The organism is Algoriphagus limi (genome assembly GCF_024919275.1).
GTDB classification, from domain to species: Bacteria; Bacteroidota; Bacteroidia; order Cytophagales; family Cyclobacteriaceae; genus Algoriphagus; species Algoriphagus limi.
The window spans coordinates 513,364-533,986 of the sequence record NZ_JANWGH010000001.1 but is presented as its reverse complement, the minus strand read 5'-3'; the positions used below and the strand labels follow the sequence as shown (position 1 = coordinate 533,986).

Sequence of the window (20,623 nt, the reverse complement as noted above, 5' to 3'; positions counted from 1 at the left end):
TTGAATTGGTTTTCATTAGCTGGGCATCAATTGAACCTCCATAACTTTTTCTGGATCCAAATTGAAAAACTCCTTGTGCACATTGAATACCGGTTCGTCTCCTACAGGATGCTTAGCAACATAAGTTCCATCCTCTTGCATGACATAGGCATTGAAATTATCCTTCAGGTTGTACGCCAGAATATTCATCAATTGCTTTTCCAAAAGTGGTGCCTCCACCTTGAACAAACTTTCTAATCGCTTGTCAAAACTTCTAACCATCATATCAGCACTTCCTGCGTAGGTCCTGGTATCTCCATTATTATGGAAATGATAAATACGAGAATGCTCCAAAAAGTCCCCCACGATTGAAATCACCTCAATATTTTCAGAAAGACCTTCCCTACCCGGACGTAAACAGCAAATTCCCCGCACAATCAACTTGATGGTAACTCCAGACTGAGATGCTCTATACAAAGCATAGATTGTCTCAGAATCTTCTAGAGAATTCACTTTGATAAAAATCCCAGCTGGCAAACCATTTCTCGCATTTTCTGCTTCCTGCTCAATGTATGCGATCAATTGATTTCGCATATCTCGGGGTGCCGTAATCAAATTTTGGTAAGTGGTAGGCATAGAGTGCCCTGTAATTACATTGAAGAACTCAGATACATCATTTGCTAAAACCTCATTCGTAGTCAGCAAACCTATATCCGTGTACAATCTAGCTGTATCCTCATTATAATTACCTGAACCAAGGTGAACAAATCGGGTGATTTCATCCCCATCCTTCTTCACAATCAAAAGAAGTTTAGTATGAGTTTTCAAATGAGTGATTCCATAAATCACAAAGCAACCAGCCTTTTGAAGTTTTTTCGCCTCTCTAATATTATTCTCCTCATCAAAGCGCGCTTTCACTTCGAAAAGCACGGATACGTGCTTTCCATTTTCAGCAGCCCTAAGAAGAGCTCTAGTAATCCGACTTTCCTTTGCAAGTCGATAAATGGTCATTTTGATAGCCATGACTCCAGGATCATCGGCAGCTTTTTCAATCAGATCTAGGATTGAATCGATGTTATTATAAGGATGATGCAACAAAATATCCTTTTCCTGTAGCACATCAAATATCTCTACCTCGCCCTCTTCTTGATAGGAAAGTGGCTTTACCGGATCCGGCATTTGAGGAAGTTTGTCTTTAAAACGCTTATTTCCCACAATTTGCCACAGCCCAGTAAAGTCAATCATACTTTGACGCTTTACATGGAAAACAGAATCAGACTTCAACTTCCAGCGCTCCAATAGAGAGTTGAGCATCCACTTACTATAGCCCTCCTCTATTTCGATCCGAACTACGCGCCCCGTCTTTCGCTCCATGAGTTTACGCTTCACCTCTTCAAGGAAATTGGCATCCATATCCTCGGTTTCCTCTAGAGTGAAATCCCCATTTCGGGTAATTCGGAAAAGACTGATGGACTGAATATCGACATTTCTAAAGAGCGAAACGATATGCTCCCGAATGACTTCCTCAATAGGGATCAACATGAGGGAGTTAGCTCGTTCTATCTCAAAAAAGCGTGGAATATTAGCTGGAATCTGTACAAAAGAAAGTTTTCGCATATCCTTACGCTCTCCTGGACTAGTTGTCACCACTCCAAAAATGAGTAGCTTATTCATCAGGATCGGGAAGGTTCGATAGCCATCATAGACCATCGGAGTAAGCATTGGATAAATAGCCCGCTCGAAATATTGCTTTACTTTCTTTTGTTCAGCCTCAGTCAGTTTGGAAATATTACAAAGGGTAATACCCTCTTCAGGAAGCTTTGGTAAAATATTCTCCGTAAAATGTGTGTGTTGAGCATCATGAAATTTCTGACACTCTTCCATCAAGGTTGACTTAAAGGGCTCCTCACGAAGTCCCGAATAGTCAACTCGCTCTTTTTCATAATCCAGATAATTGTACAAGGAACCTACCCGGATCATAAAAAACTCATCCAAGTTGGAGGCAGTGATAGCCAGAAATTTAAGTTTCTCGAATATTGAACGGTGTTCTTTTTTGGATTGATCCAAAACCCGATCATTAAATTTCAACCAACTCAAATCCCGGCTAATCAAGTCACTTTGTTGAATGACTGATTCAAAACGTTCTCTAATTCCCTGTTTCATAATCTTAATTCCAATTGCCTGTAAATAGCATTTTTAGAAGATTCAAATTCACCGATTACCGATCAAAAAAAGGGCTTGAAAGCCCTTTTGATAGTTTTAAGTATCGATCTTGGCGTATTTGGCGTTTCGTTCGATAAACTCCCTCCTTGGAGCCACCTCATCTCCCATCAGCATACTGAATAGGTGATCCGCTTCCGCCGCAGATTCAATAGTTACTTGTTTGATAGTACGAGCATTTGGATCCATGGTTGTAGTCCAAAGTTGCTCAGGGTTCATTTCTCCAAGACCCTTGTAACGCTGAATATTTACGCTATCCTCTTTACCATCTTTCGCCATTTCAGAGATCAATTGCTTTCTCTCCTCTTCAGTCCAGCAATAGCGTTCATCTTTTCCTCTCTTCAACAAATACAAAGGAGGAAGTGCGATATAAACATAACCTTTCTCTATCAAGGCACGCATGTATCGGAAGAATAGCGTCAAAATCAATGTTCGAATGTGAGAACCGTCAATATCGGCGTCAGTCATGATGATGATTTTGTGATAGCGCAGTCCAGATAGATCAAGCTCCTTGTCATCATTAGCTGTACCAAACTTGACACCCAAGGCGGTCAAGATATTCTTGATCTCATCATTGTCATAAATCTTGTGTTCGTGAGCCTTTTCCACGTTCAAGATTTTTCCTTTCAAAGGAAGAATAGCCTGAAAATCCCGATCTCGTCCTTGCTTAGCTGAACCACCTGCAGAGTCACCCTCCACCAAGTATAGTTCGCAAACTGCAGGATCACTATTGGCACAATCGGCAAGCTTACCAGGAAGACCTCCACCGCCCAAAACGTTCTTTCGCTGAACCATTTCACGGGCTTTTCTTGCAGCATGTCTTGCCTGAGCAGCCAAAATAACTTTACCCACAATGGTCTTTGCCTCTTTCGGATGCTCTTCTAGCCAAAATTGTAAAGTCTCTGAAACAGCAGAGTCAACTGCTCCCACAACTTCAGAGTTACCTAATTTGGTTTTGGTCTGACCTTCAAATTGAGGTTCTGCAACCTTCACTGAAATAACAGCAGTCAATCCTTCCCGAAAATCATCACCAGAAACCTCAATCTTCAACTTGTCCAACATGCCGGATTTATCGGCATAAGACTTTAAAGTTCTTGTCAAAGCTCTTCGGAAACCGGTTACGTGAGTTCCTCCTTCATAGGTATTGATGGTATTGACATAGGAAACCACATTTTCCGAATAGGAACTGTTATAGCTCATCGCAACCTGAACCGGTACTTCCTGATCTAAGGATTCGATATAGATCGGTTCATCAATGATTTTTTCTTTGGTCTCATCCAAATACTGCACGAATTCTACCAATCCTCCCTCTGAATAAAATTCATCGGATTTAGGCTTTCCATCTTCTTCAATTTCCCGTAGGTCAGTCAAGAAAATCCGAATACCCGCATTGAGGTAAGCCATTTCCCGAAGTCGGTTGGCAATGGTTTCATATTTGAATTCCGTAACCGTAAAAATGGAAGCATCAGGTTTGAAATGAATGATCGTTCCACGCTTATCAGTTTTTCCAATTTGCCGGGCAGCATACTGAGGAACACCAATCTTAAATTCTTGCTCTGTAATGACCCCATTTCGGTGAACTGTTGCTTTCAAATCAGTAGAAAGAGCATTCACACAGGAAACCCCTACACCATGAAGACCTCCGGAAACTTTATAGGTGTCTTTATCAAATTTACCCCCTGCATGAAGTACAGTAAGCACAACTTCTAGGGCTGATTTCTTTTCTTTTGGGTGAATGTCTGTAGGAATACCACGACCGTTGTCTTCAACAGTAATGGAATTATCCTCATGAACAGTCACATGAATGGTATCGCAATGACCTGCAAGAGCTTCATCGACGGAGTTGTCGACTACTTCCCAAATCAGGTGATGGAGCCCTTTGATGCCCACATCCCCGATATACATAGCAGGTCTTTTTCGTACAGCTTCTAATCCCTCTAAAATTTGGATATTCCCGGCCCCGTACTCAGCCGGATTTTTCGGTTTTTCGTCGCTCATATTTCTTAGAAAAAAACCCTTCAAAAGGGCCTCAGTCGGTGATTTTTAAATTTTCAAATGATTCGGCAAGATAAGCAAAAAATGTGAGTTGACCGAGTAAAAAATCAGGGTTGAAAAAGGCTTTTTTGCAATTTTTCAGCTTTTTCAGCACTTATTAAAATCTAGGTTTGATAGATCTGATTTTTCTAGAAAATTAATAAAACAAAAAAGGAAAAATCAGAACTGACCCGTGCTGAGCATCACCAGATTACAGGCAAAAAGAACCTCGATCCCTTCTTTTTTTGCCCTGTTGGCGAAATCCATATTTTCTGTACCTGGATTAAAAATAATGCGCTTGGGTTTCAGACCAATCAAATATTCAATCCATTCCTCCTGATGCTGTGGGCCGATATAAAGAGTAATGGTATGGATTCCCTTCAACTCGGGCTTGGATCGAAGATCTAAAATCTCTTGTCCAAATACCTCCCCTTTTTTGATTCCGATTGGTATGAAGGGAATTCCTCGTTCATCAAACATGCGAGCAGCCATGAAAGCGTAACGGGAAGGATTTGTTGTTGCTCCGACGATCAGAGCAGTGTGTATTTCAGACATCTCTTGAACCAAAAACCCGATCCCTTTCAAAAGTATCCATGTGCCTATGCTTTTTGGATTCATAAATATCCTCCAAGGTGATCAAAATCCCGGTCTCCTCCACCTCTCCAAATTCATCATTCAAAGCAGTCCCAAAAGTCATCATGCTTGGAGAAAGATTCATGTAGGTATTAATCAATGGAGGAATGTTTTCACCATAGGCTCGAACTCGTGAATTCAGTAATTTATAGCCTTCCTTGTAATCCATTCCTTCAAACGGATTTGGACCAGTACCAACAGCTGTTTCGTAATTCAATTTCAACTCAGCCCTAGGCTCAACTAAATTCCGATTATCGGGGAAATAATGGTTTAGAAAAACCAATAACAAATCCCTCGCTTCTCTATTATAGTGCGGATACATGGTGACTTTCCCAAAGAGGTACTTAACATCAGGATGAAGTAGAACCACAGCTCCTAACCCATCCCATAAGTTATCTAAGCTAAAAATCCCTTTTCTATTGTCTATACTCGGCTGGTATTTAGGCTGGACAAAGGATCTTCCCAGCTCAATGGTGTATGGCAAATAATCTTTGACGAATTCTTCAGAAAATTCAAAAAGGTGAACCGTTGATAAATTGATTTTCCCATCCTGATCAATGGCATTTTTACAATGAATAAGTCGGTAGCCTGCCACGATTTCCTCATCTTCTGGATTCCAGGTAATCAGCTGCTCATAGCAATTTGGACAAGTATCATTATCATCCAAATCCAAACTCAAGCCTGTACCTCCACCAGCAGCTCTAAAAGTCAGTTCCCTCAAACGGCCTACCTCCCTTACCACATTGGGAGAATTGTGGTGATTGACCAAGTAAACTAGATTATTACCATTATTTGTGTAACGAAGAAAACGTTCAGGCGTCAATTCAGACTTCAACAATTCCCGATCCACTGCCGGGATGATCGCTTCTTCTTTATCCATTTTCAGATCCGATTTCATACACCTTATTTTTCAAATACTCCGCCCATTTGATTTCTGATTTCTCATGGGTCAATTGGTCAGGGCTAATCACCTCTCCCAATCGAATAGTCACCTGATGGCCGCGCTGCTTATACATTTCATCGGCCAAATAAAACATCTCTAAATTAGCCTTTATCCCCAGTTTTTTACGCCAATTGGCCAAATTGTAAAAGAAATTTGAATTTCTACCTTCAATGAAACATAGGATAATGTCCTTCTTGTATTTCTTGGCTTTGGTTACAAAACTCTTTCTCCAAGTCAAATCGCGAATGCCCTGATTTGATTTTCGAGACACTAATCCTGCAGGAAAAATTAATACCACGTAATCCCCCGAGTAAGCATCCTCAATTTTATTCAAGGTTTCCATGGAGTTTCTTCCATGCTTGTTGACCGGCACAAAAAGCGGGTCAAAATTATCAAAGGTCATCAGGAGATCATTGACCAAAAAGCGGATATCCGGCCGAATTTTGCCGATTGCATGCATAAGTGCAATGCCATCCATTCCTCCTAAAGGGTGATTTGCTGCAATGATTACGCCCCCTTTCTTTGGAATTTTTTCAGCTCCTTCGAGTCGAATGTCTAGTTCAAACTCCTTCACCAAAGCATTTACAAAATCCAATCCTTTCAGATCTCCAATTCGCTCCATGATGGAATTCATCCAAGATTCATGAGTCACATTTTTAATGTATGACAAGACAAACCCAGGCATCCATTTAAGCAATTTTGGATTTTTGGAATGTATCGCCTTTTCTACATCAATAAATTTTTTTGACATGAATCAAATGAAAGGATTATATAAAGAAATGCATTTTAACAAGGAGGTGAAAAATACAATTTCTGTCTTAAAATACCTCCATGCCTCGAGTTTTTATCCCCCTACTTTTCTTCAGAATCCTGATAACCAATGGCATATTTTTTTAGATTTTAATTGAAGAAGAAGCAAGAAATGCCTCCTGTGCCCCTATCCAAATCAGACAAAAGTCCATGTGCTCTAAGGAACTCCTCTAAATCCCTTATTTTTGGAGCTATAATTTTAAAAGATGAAAGAGAGCATTCTGTCACTGAGCCCAGGGCTTTGGAAAGATTACGAACTGATTGATACCGGGGGCTTTGAAAAACTCGAGCGTTTTGGTGAATTCATTATCAGTAGACCCGAACCTCAAGCTATCTGGGATAAATCCCTTTCAGAATCAGAATGGAGAAAGAGGGCGCATGCTCACTTTGCAAAAGAAAAGAATAACCCTGAGAAAGGGCGATGGGAGCAGCTTAAGAAAATGCCACATAATTGGCAGATTTCTTATGAGAATCAGGCAGGTCTAAACATGAAACTAAACCTAGCCCAGACATCTTTCAAGCACATTGGCTTATTCCCCGAACAGGCTGTAAACTGGGATTATATCTATCAGACGATTCGAAATTTCCCGGGTAACAAACCTAAAGTTTTGAACCTCTTTGCCTACACAGGTGCAGCTTCCGTAGCGGCAAGAGCCGCCGGAGCAGAGGTTACCCACTTGGATGCTGTCAAACAGGTAGTGACCTGGTCGCGACATAATATGGAGGCTTCCAATTTGGATGGAATCCGATGGATTGTGGATGATGCCATGAAATTCATCAAACGGGAAGCTAGAAGAGGAAATTTCTATCAAGGAATAATTTTAGATCCTCCTGCTTATGGCCGTGGTCCAGATGGAGAAAAGTGGGTTCTTGAAGAGCAAATAAATGAAATGTTAAAAGTATGTGCTGAAATTCTGGATCCAAAGGAGCATTTTCTTCTCTTGAATATGTATTCCTTGAGTTTTTCCTCCTTGATCGCAGTTAACTTGATTCAATCGAATTTTAATAACGTTCAAAATGCTGAGCATGGAGAATTATATCTGGAAGATTCTTTTCACAAAAAGCTTCCTTTGGGAATTTTTTACCGTTTTAGAAGTTTCTAAAGCATGAATCATCGTCAACTTTTCCTTTCTCATCTAGCTCAAACCACAGATTTCCCACTTTTAATTGAAGTGGAAAAAGCAGAAGGAGTCTACCTCTATGGCCCGAATGGCGAGAAATACATGGATTTAATCTCTGGAATCGGTGTCAGCAATGTGGGACATCGTCATCCCAAAGTATTGGAAGCCATCCGACATCAATTGGATCATTACCTGCATCTGATGGTGTATGGGGAATATGTTCAAAGCCCTCAAACCCTCCTCGCAAAAGCTCTTTGCGATACCCTCCCCAAAAAACTAGACAATGTATATCTGGTAAATAGTGGCTCAGAAGCGATAGAAGGCGCTTTGAAACTAGCCAAGCGTTATACTGGAAGAGCAGAAATTATTTCCTGTGTGAATGCCTATCATGGCAGTTCTCAGGGCGCTTTGAGTATAGGAGGCAATGAAATTTTCAAACGCGCCTACCGCCCTCTAGTTCCAGGTGTAAGTCATATCACCTATGGATCATTTTCTGATTTAGAATTGATCAATGAAAAGACTGCTGCGATTGTAGTCGAAACTATTCAAGGCGAAGCAGGTATCCGAGTAGCTTGTAAGGAATATTTTCAGGCTTTGCGAAAGCGATGTGATGAAACAGGAGCTCTTTTGATTTTGGATGAAATACAAGCTGGCTTTGGACGAACAGGCAAGTTTTGGGCATTTGAGCATTTTGAGATCGTGCCGAATATCTTGGTTTGTGCCAAAGGTATGGGTGGCGGAATGCCTATCGGAGCCTTCATTGCCAATCAGGAGATGATGGCTGTTTTTAAAAATAACCCGCTCCTAGGACATATTACCACTTTTGGAGGACACCCAGTCAGTGCAGCAGCCTCTTTGGCCACCATTCAAATTTTGCAAGAAGAAAACTTGATCAGCCTGGTTGAAGGGAAGGCAAAGCTTTTCCGTGAATTGTTGAAGCATCCCAAAATCAAAGCTATCCGAAACAAAGGGCTGATGATGGCTGTAGAATTCGAGTCTTTTGAGGTATTAAAACCGATTATTGACCGGGCTATCGAATTGGGAGTGATTACAGATTGGTTCTTGTTCTGCGATGATTCCATGCGAATTGCTCCTCCCCTGACAATTACTGAAGATGAAATTCGGACTGCCTGTAATCTTATTTTGCAGGCAATAGAAGATTACCGTTAGGAATTTCTGAAACAGTCTAATTTTTATTTATTTAGTCATTATTCAATAGAATGCTTTTATGAAAAAACTTGGTGCCTTTTTAGGCTTCCTGATTATTCTCCTCACAGTCGGGATATTGATATTTACCATTTATCATTCTCCTCAATACAAAGGAGAAATAGCTATAAGTGGGCTTTCGGAAGAAACAACCGCCTATTTTGATGAATATGGGATTCCCCATATTTATGCAGCTAATGAAACCGATGCTTATCGAGTATTCGGGTATCTCCATGCTCAGGATAGACTTTTTCAATTAGAGATGATGCGAAGAGTGGGTACCGGAACTTTGGCGGAATTTCTTGGGCCTGACCTGCTGGAGATTGATCAATTTTTTAGAACCTTGGGCATTCCAGAGCATGCGCTAAGTTCTACAGAAGTATGGAACACCCAACCTGATTCTCCTTGGAAAGCTGCCACAGAGGCTTATATCGCTGGTGTAAATGAATTTATTCAAGAAGGTAATTTGCCAGTAGAGTACACACTAATTGGAGAAAAGCCGAGAGAGTTTACCATCAATGACATCCATGCAATTACAGGTTATATGTCCTTTACCTTTGCCATGGCTTTAAAAACTGACCCATTGGTGACCCAATTGAGTCGAAAATTAGGTCCTGAATATCTTGAAGCGCTTTCCATTCAAACACTACCCGAACATCATTTTATTCCAAATTTTTATCCCGATACAATTGAAAATGAAAGCTTGATTAGTCTTTTGGAAAAATTACCAGTTCCTCTTTTGGAAGGATCAAATGGGTGGGTGATTTCTGGAAGTAAAACCAAAAGTGGTAAAGTCATTTTTGCCAATGACACACATATTGGATTCTCCTCCCCTTCGGTTTGGTATGAAGCTCATTTAGAATATCCCGGGTTTAGTTTCTATGGAAATCATCTGGCAGGAATTCCATTTGGTTTGGTTGGGCACAGTAAGCATCACAGCGTTGGGCTTACCATGTTTGAAAATGATGATCAGGATTTTTTCGAGGTTGAATTGAACCCCAACAATCCCAATGAATACCGCTTCGGTGAAGAGTTCCTCCCTTTTACTTTCCGTAAGGAAAAAATCGCAGTAAAGGGACAAGAACCTGTAGACTTTGAGATAAAAGAAACTATACATGGACCTGTCATGAATCCTGTAGTTCCTGAAATCCAGGCTTTAACTTCTAATCCTGTGAGCAGTTGGTGGGTCTACACCCAAGAACCAACCAAGGCCTTGGAGGCCATGTATAAAATCAACCATGCAAAAAATATGGAGGATGTGGCAGAGGCAGCAGCATTAATCCACGCACCAGGATTAAATATCATGTATGGAGATAGTCTAGGTAATATTGCTTGGTGGGCTGCCGCCAAATTGCCTATTCGATCCGAGAAGGTTTATTCTAAGATATTTGCGAATGGATCTGATCCCGAAACTATGCCCCAAGGTTGGTATCCATTTAGCGAAAATCCCATGAGCATCAATCCTCCTACTGGATTTGTAGCCTCTGCTAACAATCAGCCTGATACTCTAAGAAACGGCGTATTTTTTCCTGGATATTATTATCCAGGTGAACGCTGGAAAAGAATTGCTGACGCCATCAATTCAAAAAATGACTGGACATTAGAAGCTTTGAAAGCGGTTCAGTTGGAGGTGATTAATTCAGATCATCCCCAGATCGCGAAAATTATGCTTCAACAACTCCCGGATTTTGATATCGGAGATAAAGAAAGTGTGAAAGCTAAGCTGGAAAACTGGGATGGGAACCATGAATTAAACTCAATTGCTCCTACGGTTTATTATAAATGGCTATACCATACCCTACGACTTGCCATGGAGGATGAATTGGGAAAGGATACTTTTGAGAATTATTTGGGCACATTTATGATGATCCGATCGAATTTGCCTTTTGTAAGAAATCTTGAAAATCCTTGGTGGGACAATATCGATACACCTGAAAAAGAAACTGCTTCAGAGATTTTCGCGGAAAGTCTCAAAATCACATTAGAAGAACTTGAAGCCCAACTTGGTAAAAATGTAAATTCCTGGTATTGGGAAAAAGTCGTTGTGGCCGAGCATCCACATCCTTTGGGAAGCAAAAAGCCTTTGGATAAGTTATTCAATGTGAGAACATCCCCTATTCCAGCAAATGATGAATCAATTAATAAACTTGCTTTCAAATTAAATAGTGAGGGAATCTACCATGTGACATCGGGTCCTGCGATGAGGATTTTACTTGACTTTATGGATGTGGAAAGGTCCCTATCCGTATTGCCTACCGGTCAAAGTGGAAATCGTTTCAGTAAGCATTATAAAGATCAGGCTTCCCTTTATGCAAAAGGGAAATACCGCTATCAGCTGATGAATAAAGAGGACATTCTTGAAGAATCAAAGGATCCTTTGGTTTTTAAACCTAGGTAAACTTCTAGCTAATACTTGGGTTAATTAAGAGAGAAAAATAGCTCTTAATTCAATGCTGACTGAAAAGTCAAAAATCAGGATTATGAAAAAGAAAGAAAAAAAAGTCTATCCAATAAAATTCACAGAAATAGAACTTCGAGAGAAGTTGGACCCTGAATCTTACCATGTTCTTATAGAGAAAGGTACAGAAAGACCTTTTTCAGGTGAATACTACCTCAATCATGAAACCGGAATCTACGAATGCAAGGTTTGTGGTAATGAGATTTTTCATTCATCCAAGAAATATGACAGTGGATGCGGATGGCCAAGTTTTACAGAGCCAATACGGCCGGATGCGATTGATGTGCAAATGGATTATTCCCACTTTATGATTCGGGAAGAAATTCTTTGCGGAAAATGCGGTGGACACTTAGGGCATCGATTTCCAGACGGACCTAGCGACCGTGGTGGAATCCGATATTGCATCAATTCCGTCAGCATGGACTTTAAAGAAGAATAAATTTTCGGAGAGCTTCTAGGTAGCTTATCAGTAAATCAACTGAATTAAGAAAGCAATAACCCCGATGCTCAAACCAGCCATAAATACCAAATAGGCATAGCTGAGCAAACGGTATTTTTGATTCAAAACCATGCTTTGATAGTACAGTGAGGTGGACATTTGCTCCAAGATTTCATCTTTGGAGTCCATTGCTTTTTTAATACTTTCGATATACCCATCCTTGGTAAAATGAGTCACCGATCCAAAAAATATTAGTGATCGATTTTCTTGGGATTGATTATCTGATCTTCCTACAATTTTTGGTTTTGCTGCCTGAACAGCTAAAACCGTAGAAATCAAACACATCAAGACGAACAAAATAATCGGAACCAGCATGGAGAAATTCTGCATGTCCAATTGCCTAGAAACTGATCCATAACCAATTAAAGCTACCATTGAGGAAATCACCAAAGCATTAATACTAATGATGATGTTGGCTTTATTATCGGCAATCTTCAAAAGCTGGGAATTATTATTAAAAGTCACCCGAAAGAAAGTCTGTCTTTCCCGGCTCGTTCTGTCCTTCAGCTTTTTTATAAAATTCTTCTCTTCCATAGAGAGTGGTGGGTTTGTCACCTGAAAATAAGAAAAATCAGGCAGGCATAAACAATTATTGTAGAAACTCTTTTTTGATAGAGCACAGATAATCAGAACCTTTAAAATCAAAAATTCTCCATACAGCAATAGCAAGTATCTATTCTCACCAAATAATCCTATTTTCTACAAAAAATTTTGTGATATGAAAAAATTGAACAAAGAAGACATCCCTCAGGAGGTTTATGATCTCTACGACTATTATGCCCATAATCAGTTGGATCGAAGAACCTTCATGGAAAAATTATCAGCCTATGCTGTAGGAGGCATTACCCTAGCTACATTAATGAGTACCATGATGCCTGATTATATCAGTACTGCTACCGTACAACCAGATGATGAGCGCATGCAAAGCTCGGATTATGTTTTTTACAATTCCCCAAAAGGTGGTGGTGAAATTCGCGGATTGCTTTCCAAACCTGCTGGAGGTGGAAAATCCCCAGGAATTGTGGTGGTTCATGAAAATCGCGGTCTCAATCCATATATCGAAGATGTTGGAAGAAGATGTGCCGTTGCTGGATTTATTTCCATTGCTCCTGATGCACTTTGGCCTTTGGGAGGATATCCAGGAAATGATGATGATGGACGTGAAATGCAGCGAAAAAGAACCCGAGAAGAAATGTTGGAGGATTTTATCGCCGCTTATGAATACTTGAAAAATCATCCCGATTGTAATGGACATGTGGGGGTAGTAGGTTTCTGCTTTGGAGGATGGATTTCAAATATGATGGCTGTTCGAATCCCTGATTTGGGAGCTTCGGTTCCATTCTATGGTGGACAGCCTACTGCTGAAGAGGCTGCAAAAATCAAAGCTCCATTAATGATTCAATATGCAAGCTTGGATGAGCGTGTGAATGCAGGTTGGCCAGCTTATGAAGAAGCTCTAAAAGCAAATGGCGTGGAATACGTGATGCACATGTATGAAGGTGTCAATCACGGTTTCCATAACAATACAACTCCGCGCTACGACGAAAAAGCTGCAAATTTAGCTTGGGATCGAACCATTGCCTTTTTTAAGGAAAAGCTGAAATAAATCGAAACTGAAGGGGCTGTCTCATTAATCCTTATGATGTCAGCCCTTTTTATTGAAACTTCCACCCAAGAAAAAAGGGATGAATAACCGGAAATCCGATCATTCATCCCTTTTTTGAATAGTTAAATTATTTGGAGTTACTTTTTAAAATTAATCTACCAAATCTACGATTAGGGTATCTCCTTCTTTGGTAACCTTTGCAACGCCTTTCTTGGTCAAACCTTTCATAGAGACATCCCATTTTTTATTGCTCAAACCAGCCTGCTCTTTCACTTCCAATAGATTTGCCGGATGATTTTTACTCAACAAATCGAAAATAATTTTCTCCTCTTCGGTCAACTCAACCGCCTTTTTCTCAGGTCGCATTTGAGGGAAGAAAAGAACTTCCTGAATGGTAGAATTATTCGTCATCAGCATGGTCAATCGGTCAATACCAATTCCTAGACCAGATGTTGGCGGCATTCCGTACTCTAATGCCCGCAAGAAATCCTCATCCATTGCCATCGCCTCATCATCTCCTCGTTCAGCCAATTTCAGCTGATCTTCAAAACGCTCCCGCTGATCGATTGGATCGTTCAACTCGGAATAGGCATTAGCTATTTCCTTTCCATTTACAAAAAGCTCAAATCGCTCTACCAAACCAGCTTCAGTTCGGTGCTTTTTCGCTAGAGGCGTCATTTCAATTGGATAATCGATGATGTAAGTAGGCTGAATCAAATGAGCTTCTACCTTCGCTCCAAAGATCTCATCGATCAATTTTCCTTTTCCCATGGAGTCATCCACCTCAATGGCAAGCTTTTTACATACTTCCCGAAGTTCTGCCTCATTCATTTGACTAACATCCACCCCAGCATATTCCTTGATGGAATCAAACATGGTCAAACGACGATAAGGCCCCGCAAAGTCAATCTCATTTTCACCTACCTTCACTTTGGTATCTCCGTGTATGGCGATGGTAACTTGCTCAAGCAACTCCTCTACCATTTCCATCATCCACACATAATCCTTATAGGCTACATAGATCTCCATGGAGGTGAATTCCGGATTGTGGGTTCGGTCCATTCCTTCATTTCGGAACATTTTTCCAAACTCATACACTCCATCAAAACCTCCTACAATCAAGCGCTTGAGATACAATTCATTCGCAATTCGAAGGAAAAGTGGCATATCCAAGGTGTTGTGGTGCGTTTGGAACGGACGAGCCGCGGCACCACCATGAACAGCCTGAAGAATTGGAGTTTCCACTTCCAACCATCCATGATCATCGAAATAGCGACGCATGGTGGAAATAATCTTTGAACGGGTAATAAAGGTTTGTTTGATTTCAGGATTAACCGTCAAATCCACATAACGCTGTCTGTATCTTAGTTCGGGATCTGTAAATCCATCATATACATTTCCTTCCTCATCTCGCTTTACAACAGGCAAAGGCTTCACAGCCTTAGACAAAACCTTCAATTCAGTTACATGAAGTGAAATTTCACCAGTTTGTGTAGTAAAAATGTAGCCTTTGACCCCAATGAAGTCTCCAATTCCCAAAAGCTTTTTGAAAACCGTATTGTATAGAGTTTTATCCTCTTCAGGACAGATATCATCTCGGCGAACATAGATTTGAAGCCTTCCGGTAGAATCTTGGATTTCAGCAAAAGAAGCTGAACCCATAATTCGACGGCTCATCAAGCGACCTGCAATAGAAATATTTTTGTAGTCATTCTTTCGGTTTTCATAATTCCGATGAATATCCTCCGCAGTCACATTGATTGGAAAAGCCTCTGCAGGATAAGGGTTTATCCCCAATCGCATCAACTCTTCCCGGTCTTTTCTGCGTTCAATTTCCTGTTCGCTCAATACTTGCATTTTATCTATCTAATTATTTATAATTCAATAACTTAAATCTAATCTATTTACCAACCTCATAAGCCGCTCACTGCCTATTGCCTACTGAAAACTGCCTACTGCAAACTGCCTACTGCTTACTTTTTCTCCGTTGCATTTCCCTTCTCACTAATTCAAATTCCCGGCTACTTTGTCCGGCAATCGAAGTGTTTTCTGCAGCCCGACGAGTCAGGTAAGGCATTACTTTTTCTACAGGGCCGTAAGGAACATATTTTACTACCTGATAACCTGCCTTTGCCAAATTGAAGGAAATGTTGTCGCTCATGCCGTATAACTGAGAGAAATACACATGATCGTTTTTCGGTTCCAAGCCAAACTCATCCATCAACTCTGTCAATTCCATATTACTCTTCTCATTGTGAGAAGCACAAACTAGATAAATTCCATTTTCTACACAGAATCTGATAGCTGCATTGTAATCCCGGTCAGTAGCTTCTTTATTAGGTTGTATAGGATCTGGATAACCCATTTCTTCAGCCCGCTCCCGCTCCTTTTCCATGTATGCCCCACGCACAGGCTTTGCCCCCAATAAATAGCCTTTTTTCTTAGCATTTTCAAAGTCGCGCTTCAACCTACCCAAGGAATCATGACGATACATTTGATAGGTATTATACACGACGCATCGTTCCTTATTATACTTCTCCATGGCCTCATAGGCCAAATTATCGATGACATCTTGAAACCAGGATTCTTCTGCGTCAACCAATATTTTTAAGCCAAGGTCATGAGCAGTATTGCACAACCGATCTACTCGTCCACGGATTCTCTCAAAAGCTTCTTCTTCAGCTTTGCTGAGTTTTTCTCCCGCCTGAATTTTCTCCATGATGTGAAAATCTCCCAAACCAGTGGTTTTGAACACTCCAAAAGGCATGTAATCCTTTTCAGCTGAATGAACCATAGTTTGGTAAATCTCCTCAGTAGTCTGATCAAAGCTCTCTTCCGTTCCTTTGCCTTCTACCGAAAGATCAAGAATAGATTGAACACCATATTTTGCCAATTCATTGCATGCATAAATGGATTCTTCGATGGTTTCTCCCCCGCAAAAATGACCAAACATGGTCTTTTTCATGATTCCCTTTACAGGGAGTTTGAGTTTGAACGCCAAATTCGCCAAACCAATCCCCAAATCAGAAATCAGATTATTGTTTAGGGTGGCGAAAATCAAGTACATTTTACGCAGCTCCGCATCCGACTTGGAAGCAAAGGCTACCTCTAAGTTTTCGAAAGAAATTTTGGGTTTCACGGCCATCAAGCGCAAATTAAGTCGCAAAGATATCAAAAAAACAGCTTCTACTTCTATTTTGTTGGGAATAATGGTAAGCCCAAATTGCTTTACATTTGCCCCAAATTTGAATTGAAAACAAAGGCTTTGTCCTAAGGTTTAAAACCACATAAACCCAAATAGAATTGAAGGCGATTTTCCATAAAAATTCATATCAAAAACCACTTATTATTGCTGGTCCTTGTAGCATAGAAACTCCTGAGCAATTGGAGCAAACTGTGAAAGGCTTGGTGCAACAAGGAATTTCAATCATTCGAGGTGGTGTGTGGAAACCTAGAACCCGACCGGGAAGCTTTGAAGGCCTAGGGGGAATCGCTTTGCCTTGGATTCAGGAAATCAAACAAAAGTACCCTGTAAAATTTGCGATTGAGGTAGCATCTGCATCCCATGTGGAAGAAGGATTGAAAGCGGGAATTGATATTTTTTGGATCGGAGCCCGGTCAACTGTGAATCCTTTCACTGTTCAGGAAATTGCCGAAAGCCTGAAAGGAGTCAATATTCCTGTGATGATCAAAAATCCGGTCAATCCTGACCTAAGCCTTTGGATTGGAGCGGTAGAGCGAATAATGAAAGCAGGAATTAATGACTTGGCGGTCGTTCATCGTGGGTTCAGTAATTTTCGGGACACTGTTCATCGAAACTCCCCATTGTGGCAAATTCCCATTGAATTTCGGACTCAATTTCCGGAATTGATGATGATCAATGACCCTAGCCATATTGCTGGCAAACGAAGTTTGGTTCCTGTCATCGCTCAAAAAGCATTGGATTTGAATTTTGATGGCTTAATGATTGAATCACACATCAATCCCGATCAAGCTTGGACCGATGCCGCTCAGCAGTTGACTCCTGCAGATCTCCAAGTCATGCTTCAGCATCTCAAAACCCGGAAAGTTCACTTCGAAGGATCTGAAGCTTTGAATCAATTGGAAGACATTCGGCAGCAAATTGACCAAGCTGACCATGATTTGCTTGAGGCACTTCACCGGAGAATGGAACTGATTGAGAAAATCGGCGAATACAAGAAATTGAACAATGTGGCAGTACTCCAATTAGAGCGTTGGCAAGAAATTCTAAAAACCCGACCAGATTGGGCACAAAAACTAGGCATCAACCCTGAATTGATTGCAGAAATATTCGGTTTACTTCATCAGGAATCTATTCGAAAGCAAACTGAAATTCTGGATAAAGATTGATTTGGGGTCATTTCTCAAACAAAAAAGAAGATTAAGCGATCTATAATTACCTAAATGAGCAAAGGCTAATTTTTATTAGAAATTATTTTCAATCTTTTATTCTAAAAAATTATCTTTTTGAAGAATATAATTCTGAATCAAATATTTGAAATACCCCATTTTAGAATTTTCAAAAATAACAGCTCATTTTCTTAGCAATTCTTCAATCATTTGCCCAAAAAATAATTTTGCATTTAAAAAACATGCGCTTACATTTACAGCATGTTAATCACAGCAGCGATCTATTTTACTTTCTTTTACTTTTACTTTCGAAGCCAAAATCGAATCGGAGCTGTGTATTGTCCAGTCAAAAATTAAAAGAACATAAACAACACAAAAGCCCGATTCGAAAGAGTCGGGCTTTTTTATTTAAACGCTCAGTCGTATGAAAACGCACAAACAAATCAAAGATTGGGGATTAGGATTGACCACCCCATTGATCATTGCAGGTCCTTGTTCTGCAGAAAGCCCAGAGCAAATCGAAAAAATCTGTTTGGACATGAAGGAAGCCAACGTGGTTCCTCAGCTTTTCCGTGCAGGTATCTGGAAACCACGTACCCGGCCAGGTTCTTTTGAAGGAATTGGAGAAGATGGCCTAAAGTGGATGGAGATCGTTCGTCATCATTTGAATATCCCAATCACCGTGGAAGTAGGAAATGCAGCTCATGCCGAACTTGCACTCAAGCATGGAGTGGATGTGATTTGGGTTGGTGCCCGCACGACTGTTAATCCTTTTGCAGTTCAGGAAATTGCAGAAGCACTAAGAGGTTCTGATGTGCCCGTAATGGTGAAAAACCCGATGAATCCGGATTTGGATCTTTGGATTGGAGCTTTGGAAAGAATGCATGCCGTAGGTTTGGATAAATTGGCTGCGATCCACCGAGGTTTCTCAGATGCCTATGATAAGCGTTTCCGAAATAAGCCAAACTGGTCAATGCCTATCCACCTGAAGCGCGTTTGGACTGGAATGGAAGTAATTAATGACCCTTCTCACATCGTAGGTCGTCGAGATGGAATTCTAGAGGTTTCTCAACGAGCAATCAACTTTGGTTTGGATGGCTTAATGATCGAAACGCATCATGACCCAGACAATGCTTGGTCTGATGCCAAACAGCAGGTTACGCCAAAAGCATTACGGGAAATCCTAAATGCAATTGATTTCAAGGAGCCATTGGAAAATATGAAGCCTGATGAGCGCCTTCAGGATCTTCGAAGAGCTGTGGATCACTTGGATGATCAACTGCTCGATATTTTGCAGGAGCGCTTTGCCGTCATCGATCAAATTGGTGAACATAAGCGAGAGCATCACCTTACCGTATTCCAATCCAATCGCTGGAAAGAGGTGATGGAAAGCCGAACTCAAAAAGGAATGGCTAAAAATCTCAGCGAAAAATTCATGAAGGAATTATTGTATTCCATTCACGAAGAGTCAGTTAAGAGACAGGAAAAGCAACTTCGGGAATCAGATCCTGTGAAAAAGGCGTAATTCTTAGGCTGAACAGAATTTCAAAAGAGTCTTTTCTTTAATTGCCTATGTCACATTGAGGGGAGTCGAAACGCTTTAATTCAATCAAAAATTAACTTTCGACTTCGCTCAAACTGACAAAAAATTCGCCTTTTGAGAAAGCCTCACTTTGAATTCCATTAATTTTATCGAAAAGAAAATCCCGTGAATCCAGTTTTTCATACTGAACAGATTGCAAAAGAGCTTCGAAAGCAATTGGAAAGCCTTTCTTACTCGGCTCTTTTCATTTTAAGCGATGAAAATACTCAGGAACTTTGCTTCCCCTTAATCGAAGAAGCCCTTCCAAAAAAATACTTCCATTTCACTATTCCAGCAGGCGAAAAGCATAAAAATCTTGATACCTGCGCTGCCATTTGGTTTGATATGACGGAAGCTGGTCTGGATCGAAAGGCCTTGATGCTCAACCTAGGCGGTGGTGTTATTGGAGATATGGGAGGCTTTTGTGCGAGTATTTACAAGCGGGGAATTCGATTTGTCAATTTACCTACTACCCTACTTTCACAGGTAGATGCTAGTGTAGGCGGAAAATTGGGGGTGGATTTTGAAGGTCTGAAAAATCATTTGGGAGTATTCAATGAACCTGAATGGGTTTTAATTGCTCCTGAATTTCTACAAACCCTCCCTACTCGCGAACTTCGGTCCGGATTTGCTGAAATTATCAAGCATGGATTGATTCAAGACGAAAGCTACTTTCATGAACTCAATTTCGAAGATTGGGAAAAAAATGATTGGAGTAAACTGATCCAAAAATCCGTCGAAATCAAAAAAGATGTTGTCCAATCAGACCCAAAGGAAGCTGGACTACGAAAAATTTTGAATTTTGGTCACACTATTGGTCACGCTTTCGAAACGAATTATCTGGATACTCCTCGCCACCTTTTGCATGGAGAAGCGATTGCTGCCGGAATGATTTGCGAAGCCATGCTATCAGTGGAAAAATGCGGCTTAAGCACATCCGACTATAAAAAAATCACAGAATCCATTTTGAAAGTTTATGATAAAATAAAAATCAAAGACGAAGACTTGGAGCCCATTCTAGACCTTTGCTTTCAGGACAAAAAAAATGAAGGCAATACCTTGCTTTTATCACTTATCGATCGAATTGGTCACTGCCAGTACAACATTCCTATAAAACCAGAAGAAATCAAAGCAGCAATCACCCACTATCAATCGCTTTAA

At 40.6% G+C, this 20,623-nt stretch carries 16 protein-coding genes; 8 read left to right on the top strand and 8 right to left on the bottom strand.

Features of this window, described 5'->3' with window-relative positions; genetic code table 11:
* Positions 1-15 precede the first annotated feature (15 nt).
* The 5 genes from ppk1 to glsA form a co-directional block, all read right to left on the bottom strand.
* The gene (gene ppk1 / locus NY014_RS02240; protein ID WP_259412907.1) at positions 16-2,142 is read right to left on the bottom strand and encodes a polyphosphate kinase 1; all 2,127 of its coding nucleotides are present in this window, start codon (positions 2,140-2,142) and stop codon (positions 16-18) included.
* A 96-nt stretch (positions 2,143-2,238) separates the two neighbouring features.
* Positions 2,239-4,197: a DNA topoisomerase (ATP-hydrolyzing) subunit B gene (gene gyrB, locus NY014_RS02235; protein ID WP_259412906.1), complete on the bottom strand. Its 1,959-nt coding sequence runs from the start codon at positions 4,195-4,197 to the stop codon at positions 2,239-2,241.
* Between the two features lie 216 nt (positions 4,198-4,413).
* The gene (locus tag NY014_RS02230) at positions 4,414-4,788 is read right to left on the bottom strand and encodes a CoA-binding protein (RefSeq protein ID WP_259412905.1); all 375 of its coding nucleotides are present in this window, start codon (positions 4,786-4,788) and stop codon (positions 4,414-4,416) included.
* A complete protein-coding gene (gene glsB, locus NY014_RS02225) occupies positions 4,781-5,764 on the bottom strand; it encodes a glycine N(alpha)-acyltransferase GlsB (RefSeq protein ID WP_259412903.1) in 984 nt (327 codons plus the stop codon). The genes NY014_RS02230 and glsB overlap by 8 nt, the downstream gene beginning before the upstream one ends.
* On the bottom strand, positions 5,739-6,560 hold the full coding sequence (gene glsA, locus NY014_RS02220; RefSeq protein ID WP_259412902.1) for a lyso-glycine lipid O-acyltransferase GlsA: 822 nt from the start codon (positions 6,558-6,560) through the stop codon (positions 5,739-5,741). Before glsA ends, glsB begins: the two co-directional genes overlap by 26 nt.
* A 265-nt stretch (positions 6,561-6,825) precedes the next feature.
* Between glsA and NY014_RS02215 the strand changes: the two genes are divergently transcribed.
* From NY014_RS02215 to msrB, 4 genes are all read left to right on the top strand, one after another.
* Positions 6,826-7,722, top strand: a complete 897-nt coding sequence (locus NY014_RS02215; RefSeq protein ID WP_259412901.1) for a class I SAM-dependent methyltransferase — start codon at positions 6,826-6,828, stop codon at positions 7,720-7,722.
* A 3-nt stretch (positions 7,723-7,725) separates the two neighbouring features.
* Positions 7,726-8,910 carry an aspartate aminotransferase family protein gene (locus tag NY014_RS02210; protein ID WP_259412900.1) on the top strand — a complete coding sequence of 395 codons (1,185 nt, stop codon included), beginning with the start codon at positions 7,726-7,728 and terminating at the stop codon, positions 8,908-8,910.
* A 58-nt stretch (positions 8,911-8,968) separates the two neighbouring features.
* Complete coding sequence (locus tag NY014_RS02205) at positions 8,969-11,344, top strand: penicillin acylase family protein (RefSeq protein ID WP_259412899.1); 2,376 nt, start codon at positions 8,969-8,971, stop codon at positions 11,342-11,344.
* Positions 11,345-11,426: 82 nt separating this feature from the next.
* Positions 11,427-11,843, top strand: a complete 417-nt coding sequence (gene msrB, locus NY014_RS02200; protein ID WP_259412898.1) for a peptide-methionine (R)-S-oxide reductase MsrB — start codon at positions 11,427-11,429, stop codon at positions 11,841-11,843.
* Between the two features lie 27 nt (positions 11,844-11,870).
* On the opposite strand, the gene NY014_RS02195 is transcribed toward msrB, so the two are convergent.
* Positions 11,871-12,437 carry a Pycsar system effector family protein gene (locus NY014_RS02195; RefSeq protein ID WP_259412897.1) on the bottom strand — a complete coding sequence of 189 codons (567 nt, stop codon included), beginning with the start codon at positions 12,435-12,437 and terminating at the stop codon, positions 11,871-11,873.
* Between the two features lie 184 nt (positions 12,438-12,621).
* Here NY014_RS02195 and NY014_RS02190 point away from each other — a divergent pair, with 184 nt between their 5' ends.
* Complete coding sequence (locus tag NY014_RS02190; protein ID WP_259412896.1) at positions 12,622-13,509, top strand: dienelactone hydrolase family protein; 888 nt, start codon at positions 12,622-12,624, stop codon at positions 13,507-13,509.
* A 150-nt stretch (positions 13,510-13,659) separates the two neighbouring features.
* On the opposite strand, the gene lysS is transcribed toward NY014_RS02190, so the two are convergent.
* Positions 13,660-15,366 carry a lysine--tRNA ligase gene (gene lysS / locus NY014_RS02185; RefSeq protein ID WP_259412895.1) on the bottom strand — a complete coding sequence of 569 codons (1,707 nt, stop codon included), beginning with the start codon at positions 15,364-15,366 and terminating at the stop codon, positions 13,660-13,662.
* Between the two features lie 109 nt (positions 15,367-15,475).
* The gene (locus NY014_RS02180; protein ID WP_259412894.1) at positions 15,476-16,654 is read right to left on the bottom strand and encodes a proline dehydrogenase family protein; all 1,179 of its coding nucleotides are present in this window, start codon (positions 16,652-16,654) and stop codon (positions 15,476-15,478) included.
* Between the two features lie 158 nt (positions 16,655-16,812).
* On the opposite strand from NY014_RS02180, the gene NY014_RS02175 reads away from it, so the two are divergent.
* The 3 genes from NY014_RS02175 to aroB all read left to right on the top strand — a co-directional run bounded on the left by NY014_RS02175 (position 16,813) and on the right by aroB (position 20,623).
* A complete protein-coding gene (locus NY014_RS02175; protein WP_259412893.1) occupies positions 16,813-17,880 on the top strand; it encodes a bifunctional 3-deoxy-7-phosphoheptulonate synthase/chorismate mutase type II in 1,068 nt (355 codons plus the stop codon).
* A gap of 424 nt (positions 17,881-18,304) precedes the next feature.
* Entirely contained in the window at positions 18,305-19,405 is a 1,101-nt protein-coding gene (locus tag NY014_RS02170; RefSeq protein ID WP_259412892.1) for a bifunctional 3-deoxy-7-phosphoheptulonate synthase/chorismate mutase type II, read from the top strand.
* Positions 19,406-19,588: 183 nt separating this feature from the next.
* A complete protein-coding gene (gene aroB, locus NY014_RS02165) occupies positions 19,589-20,623 on the top strand; it encodes a 3-dehydroquinate synthase (RefSeq protein ID WP_259412891.1) in 1,035 nt (344 codons plus the stop codon).

Bases quoted from the DNA above. Each gene is read 5' to 3' on its own strand.
- lysS (WP_259412895.1), bottom strand. From the start codon at position 15,366: ATGCAAGTATTGAGCGAACAGGAAATTGAACGCAGAAAAGACCGGGAA.
- NY014_RS02195 (WP_259412897.1), bottom strand. From the start codon at position 12,437: ATGGAAGAGAAGAATTTTATAAAAAAGCTGAAGGACAGAACGAGCCGG.
- NY014_RS02205 (WP_259412899.1), top strand. From the start codon at position 8,969: ATGAAAAAACTTGGTGCCTTTTTAGGCTTCCTGATTATTCTCCTCACA.
- NY014_RS02180 (WP_259412894.1), bottom strand. From the start codon at position 16,654: ATGGCCGTGAAACCCAAAATTTCTTTCGAAAACTTAGAGGTAGCCTTT.
- gyrB (WP_259412906.1), bottom strand. From the start codon at position 4,197: ATGAGCGACGAAAAACCGAAAAATCCGGCTGAGTACGGGGCCGGGAAT.
- NY014_RS02215 (WP_259412901.1), top strand. From the start codon at position 6,826: ATGAAAGAGAGCATTCTGTCACTGAGCCCAGGGCTTTGGAAAGATTAC.
- ppk1 (WP_259412907.1), bottom strand. From the start codon at position 2,142: ATGAAACAGGGAATTAGAGAACGTTTTGAATCAGTCATTCAACAAAGT.
- NY014_RS02190 (WP_259412896.1), top strand. From the start codon at position 12,622: ATGAAAAAATTGAACAAAGAAGACATCCCTCAGGAGGTTTATGATCTC.
- NY014_RS02170 (WP_259412892.1), top strand. From the start codon at position 18,305: ATGAAAACGCACAAACAAATCAAAGATTGGGGATTAGGATTGACCACC.
- NY014_RS02230 (WP_259412905.1), bottom strand. From the start codon at position 4,788: ATGTCTGAAATACACACTGCTCTGATCGTCGGAGCAACAACAAATCCT.
- glsB (WP_259412903.1), bottom strand. From the start codon at position 5,764: ATGAAATCGGATCTGAAAATGGATAAAGAAGAAGCGATCATCCCGGCA.
- NY014_RS02210 (WP_259412900.1), top strand. From the start codon at position 7,726: ATGAATCATCGTCAACTTTTCCTTTCTCATCTAGCTCAAACCACAGAT.
- glsA (WP_259412902.1), bottom strand. From the start codon at position 6,560: ATGTCAAAAAAATTTATTGATGTAGAAAAGGCGATACATTCCAAAAAT.
- msrB (WP_259412898.1), top strand. From the start codon at position 11,427: ATGAAAAAGAAAGAAAAAAAAGTCTATCCAATAAAATTCACAGAAATA.